A 5,124-nucleotide genomic window follows, 5' to 3' on the forward strand; every position below is an offset into this window, starting at 1 on the left:
TCCGGAAGCCGCGGATCTTCACCTGGTCGTCGGCCCGGCCGACGAACTCGAACTCGCCGTCCGGCCGGCGCCGCACCCGGTCCCCGGTCCGGTACATCCGCGCACCGACCGGGTCCACGGTGAACCGCTCGGCGGTCAGCGCGGGGTTGCCCAGGTAGCCGCGGGCCAGGCCCGCCCCGCCCAGGTACAGCTCACCCACCTCGCCGTCCGGCGTCCCGGCGCCCGCCGCGTCGCGGACCAGGGCGGTGATCCCGGGCAACGGCCGGCCGATGGTCGCCGGGCCCTCCCCCGGTGCCACCGGGCCGGAGAGCGCGATCACGGTGGACTCGGCGGGCCCGTAGTTGTCGACGAGGGTGAACGGCAGCCCGGCGGGCGGGCGGGCGGTGAGCCGGTCGCCGCCGGTGAGCAGGGTGCGCAGGGCGGTGGCCGCGGGCCAGGACAGCGCCACCAGGGCCTCCGCGAGCGGGGTGGCGGCGAACGCCAGGGTGATCCCGACCTCGACCAGGAAGTCCCGCAGCCGGGTCGGGGAGCGCCGGTCGTGCTCGGTGGCGACCACGACGGTGGCGCCCGCCGTCAGGTGGGGCCACAGCTCCAGGACCGAGGCGTCGAAGCCGACCGCCGACAGCAGCGGGGTGCGGTCGCCGGGGCCGGGGGCGAAGGTGGCGTGCGCCCAGGTCACCAGGTTCAGCAGGCTGCCGTGCTCGACGGCGACGCCCTTGGGACGCCCGGTGGAGCCAGAGGTATAGACCACATAGGCGAGATCGTCGCCACCCGGCGCGCTCGCGGGGCGCGGCGGCGGCCCGGTCGGGCGGGCGGCGGCGACTGCGGCCGCGTCCAGCACCTCGGCCACCGCGGCGTCCTCGAGCATCAGCGCGCGGCGCTCGGCCGGGTAGGCCGGGTCCAGCGGCAGGTAGCAGGCGCCGGCCCGCAGCACGCCGAGCGCGGCGACCGCGTACTCGATCGACCGCTCGCACAGCACCGCGACCGTGGCGCCCGCCGACACCCCGCGGGCGCCCAGCTGTCCGGCCAGCGCGTCCGCCCAGTCGAGCAGCGCGCCGTAGGTCAGCTCACGGTCGCCCTGCACGAGGGCGGTGCGGTGCGGGTCGGCGGCCGCGCGGGCCGCCACGAGCTCGGGCACAGTCGGCACGGCACGTCCTTCTCCCGACTGCGGGCACGCAGGCTCGCAGCCTCCCCCCACCGACCCCAACGGCGGTGGCCGTCACCGGAGTCGATCCACCCTGGCGGGTGCCCGGCCCGGTCGAACAGGGACCGAGTTTCCTCGCTCACCCAGACCAAGTCAATGAACTGCGGCGCCGGTCACGGCAGGTGACGATGCGCCGGATCGAGCCGAACGGGCCGCCCGTGCCCGGCGGCTCCCCAAGCGGAAGCCGGCTTCCCTCTTCGTCCGGACATTCATCTGGGCATATGCCCCGCCGCCGTCCGGCCCGACCCGGCGAGCCCGGCCCGACTGCCCCTCGCAGCGCCCGCCGGCTCTGCCCGCCGCAGCGCCGGAGCGTGATCGGGACACGGACGAGGGCGACGACGGCGGTCCCCGCGAGCCCGCCCGGCGCGCCGGCCGACGGTGGCCGGGCGGGGAGTGCCCCGGCCCGGCGGCCGGGGTGTCCCGTGACCGGGACGCCACGACCACGCGGTGGCGTCCCGGTCAGGGAACCGGCTACCCGAGGTGGATGCCCGGGTAGAGCGGGAATCCGGCCAGCAGGTCGGCGCCCCGCCGGGCGATCGCCTCGCACAGCGCGGGGTCCAGCTCGTACTGGGCCTTGGAGGGCTCGCCGCCACCGGACACGCGCGCGGTGGTGCCGCGCAGGACGGTGTCGATCAGTTCGGCGACCTCGTCCATCTCGGCCGTGCCGAGCCCGCGGGTGGTCAGCGCGGGGGTCCCGATCCGCACGCCCGAGGTGTACCAGGCGCCGTTCGGGTCCTGCGGGACGGCGTTGCGGTTGGTGACGATGCCGGAGTCCAGCAGCGCGGCCTCGGCCTGGCGGCCCGTCAGGCCGTAGCCGGAGACGTCGGCGAGGACCAGGTGGTTGTCGGTGCCGCCGGTGACCAGGGTGGCGCCGCGCCGCAGCAGACCCTCGGCCAGCGCCTGCGCGTTGTCCACCACACGCCGCGCGTAGTCCTGGAACTCGGGGCGGCGGGCCTCCGCGAAGGCCACCGCCTTGGCCGCCATCACGTGCGGGAGCGGGCCGCCGAGCACCATCGGGCAACCCCGGTCGACGTGCTCGGCCAACGCGTCGTCACAGAGCACCATGCCGCCGCGCGGGCCGCGCAGGGACTTGTGGGTGGTCGTGGTGACGATCTGGGCGTGCGGCACGGGGTCGAAGTCGCCGGTCAGCACCTTGCCCGCGACCAGCCCCGCAAAGTGCGCCATGTCGACCATCAGCGTGGCGCCCACCTCGTCGGCGATCTCCCGCATCAGCCGGAAGTTCACCAAACGGGGGTAGGCCGAGTAGCCGGCCACCAGGATCAGCGGGCGGAACTCCCGGGCCGTCGCCCGCAGCGCGTCGTAGTCGATCAGCCCGGTGGCGGGGTCGGTCCCGTAGCTGCGCTGCTCGAACATCTTGCCGGAGATGTTCGGACGGAAGCCGTGGGTGAGGTGGCCACCGGTGTCCAGCGACATGCCGAGCATCCGCTGGTTGCCCAGCTCCGCCCGAAGCTCGGCCCACTCCTGCTCGCTCAGGTCGTTGACGTGCCGGGCCTCGGCGCGCCGCAGGGCCGGGCTCTCGACCCGCTGGGAGAGCACGGCCCAGAAGGCGACCAGGTTGGCGTCGATGCCCGAGTGCGGCTGGACGTAAGCGTGTTGGGCGCCGAACAGGGCACGGGCGTGCTCGGCGGCCAGCGACTCCACGGTGTCCACGTTGCGGCAGCCGGCGTAGAAGCGGCGGCCCACCGTGCCCTCGGCGTACTTGTCGCTGAGCCAGTTGCCCATGGCGAGCAGCACGGCCGGGGAGGCGTAGTTCTCACTCGCGATGAGCTTGAGCGAGGCCCGCTGGTCCTCGATCTCGGCGCCGATGGCGTCGGCGACCCGCGGCTCCACCGCGCGCACCACGTCCAGCGCGCTGCGGAAGGCGGTGTCGGCGGTGGCGTTCGACGACACGGCGGCGCTCGCGGACGGGGAGGTGGACGGGGAGCTGGACACGGGCGGAACTGGGCTGGCCAAGGCGGTCTCCTCGCGGGGAAGCGGACGGCCCAGGCGCACGGCGACAACGTGAGACACGGAGCCGCTCCCCGATGGTCGAGTCCATCCCAGCGCGCCAGTCACGGCTCACCCGGACCGTATCAACTCCCGCCGGCCGTCCGGCACCCCCGTCCACCATGCGAGAGCCACCCACCGGCCACGCCCGTCGCCCGTTCAGGCCGCCGGTGCCGGTGCGGGCGCGGCGCCGCTCGCGGCGAGCTGCTCGATGTCGTGGGTCTGCCAGTGGCAGAGCTGACGGGCGAGGTGGACGAAGGCGCCGTAGGACACGCCTCGCAGGGCGAGCCAGATCAGGACCGCGGCGGCACCGTGCGACGTGCCGGCGGCCACGATGGCGACGAACCCGCCGAGCCGGGCGAACCACCACAGGCGGACCGGGCCGGTGCCGGCGCCGTTCTTGGCACTGGCGCGCCAGGCGGTGGTCACGGCCTGGTAGGGCAGCCACAGGAACCCCACCGGGATGAACCACGACCAGCCCGCCAGGGTGCTCGACATGCGCTGCTGGGTGCCCGGGTGGAGGACCTCGGCATTGGTGCGGCAGCGGATCGTCCAGACCGGCAGCACGATCGCCACCACGAGCGCGAACAGCACGCTGAAGGTCAGGCAGACGTTCAGATGGTCGTGCCAGCTGAAGAGCGTGCCGACCTCATAGAGGGCCAGGAGGCCGAACTGCAGGCCCGAGGAGTAGATGATGCCCTCGGTGATCTCGCGCAGGTGTTGGGGCTGTGCTGCGGGGTGGGCCATGAGTCGAGGCATCGCTTTCCGTCTGATGTGATGATCACCGAGAGATTAGGGGGAAGATCCGACAGCGTCCAGAAGTCCGACGGATCGTCATCACTTCTTCGCTACACAAGATACGAAATCCTCGACCGGGCCGACCCGCCCGGCCCTGAGCCGTTCGCCCCTCGCACCTGACGTCCGTCGGTGCGCGGTGACAGGATCCCCGCCATGGACATCGACGGCTTCTGGCACCTGATCGAGGACGCCCGCCTGGGCACCACCCCTGGCGAGGACCAGGCCGCCGTGCTGGTGCGGCTGCTCGCGCGGCTGGCGCCGCAGGAGATCACCGCGTTCCAGCGCCGGTACCGGGAGTGCAGGGCCCGGTCCTGCACCGAGCCGCTCTGGGTGGCCGCCTGCCTGATCGACGGCGAGGCCGACGACGAGGGCTTCGACTCGTTCCGGGACTGGCTGATCGGCCTGGGCCGCGTCCGTTTCGAGGCCGCGCTCGCGGATCCGGACAGCCTGGCCGCGGTGCCGTGGGACGGCCGGTCGATCGAGGACGCCGAGAACCTGGCCCAGGCCGCGCCGGACGCCTACCGGCAGCTCACCGGGGGCGAGCTGCCGCTGCCGGACGTGGCGCTGGAGCGGGCCTTCGCCGGCGGGCCCCGGACTGTCCAGGAGGCCTCCCACCTGCTGCCGCGCCTGACGGCCCGGGCCGGCCGGACCGCCTGGCGGACCGTCACCGTCGCCGGGCCCCTCGCCGGCGCGTTCCCCGACGAGCAGGACGGGTTCGTGTTCAGGACAGTCGACTGGCAGCACCCCGGACGGGACTCTGCGGGCGGACCAGGCTGAGCGTCGACCCCGACGGCCCGCGTCCCTGCGACCGCCGCGGATCCTGAGCCCCCGTCACGACCGCCTGGCGCACCGCCCGGCCCGCGTCCCGGTGGCACCGTGCGACGCCCGCACACCCCGCTCCGCCTGCCGCGATACCCGCGCCGTACCGCTCCGGTGACAGCCGGTGGCCGTCGATCGCGCGGTTCGGAGGATGCGGCCGCGGGATGTTTGAATCAGGCCGCCGGGTGGCGCGAAACGACCGCCGGGGGGCGGGGGGGGGGGCCGGGGCGGGGGGGGCGGGGGGGGGGGGGGGGCGGGGGGCGGGGGGGGGGGGGGGGGGGCGGGGGGCGGGGGGG

Annotated in this window: 4 protein-coding genes and 1 riboswitch; of the genes, 1 reads left to right on the top strand and 3 read right to left on the bottom strand. The window is 74.8% G+C overall.

The annotated features are described in order from the left end of the window. From ABD323_RS30510 to ABD323_RS30520, 3 genes are all read right to left on the bottom strand, one after another. On the bottom strand, window positions 1–1,147 hold a 1,147-nt coding region (locus ABD323_RS30510), incomplete at its 3' end, for an amino acid adenylation domain-containing protein (RefSeq protein ID WP_344445267.1). A 528-nt stretch (window positions 1,148–1,675) separates the two neighbouring features. Then, entirely contained in the window at window positions 1,676–3,157 is a 1,482-nt protein-coding gene (locus tag ABD323_RS30515; protein ID WP_425556207.1) for a glycine hydroxymethyltransferase, read from the bottom strand. A 41-nt stretch (window positions 3,158–3,198) separates the two neighbouring features. Next, window positions 3,199–3,290: riboswitch (ZMP/ZTP riboswitch) on the bottom strand. Between the two features lie 80 nt (window positions 3,291–3,370). Next, window positions 3,371–3,958, bottom strand: coding sequence for a DUF4328 domain-containing protein (locus ABD323_RS30520; RefSeq protein WP_344445268.1), 588 nt, complete (start codon window positions 3,956–3,958; stop codon window positions 3,371–3,373). Between the two features lie 204 nt (window positions 3,959–4,162). On the opposite strand from ABD323_RS30520, the gene ABD323_RS30525 reads away from it, so the two are divergent. Beyond that, window positions 4,163–4,786 carry a DUF4240 domain-containing protein gene (locus tag ABD323_RS30525; protein ID WP_344445269.1) on the top strand — a complete coding sequence of 208 codons (624 nt, stop codon included), beginning with the start codon at window positions 4,163–4,165 and terminating at the stop codon, window positions 4,784–4,786. The last annotated feature ends 338 nt before the right edge of the window (window positions 4,787–5,124 follow it).

Source organism: Kitasatospora nipponensis (assembly GCF_039528135.1).
Classification (GTDB): domain Bacteria; phylum Actinomycetota; class Actinomycetes; order Streptomycetales; family Streptomycetaceae; genus Kitasatospora; species Kitasatospora nipponensis.

Bases quoted from the DNA above. Each gene is read 5' to 3' on its own strand.
- ABD323_RS30520 (WP_344445268.1), bottom strand. From the start codon at position 3,958: ATGGCCCACCCCGCAGCACAGCCCCAACACCTGCGCGAGATCACCGAG.
- ABD323_RS30525 (WP_344445269.1), top strand. From the start codon at position 4,163: ATGGACATCGACGGCTTCTGGCACCTGATCGAGGACGCCCGCCTGGGC.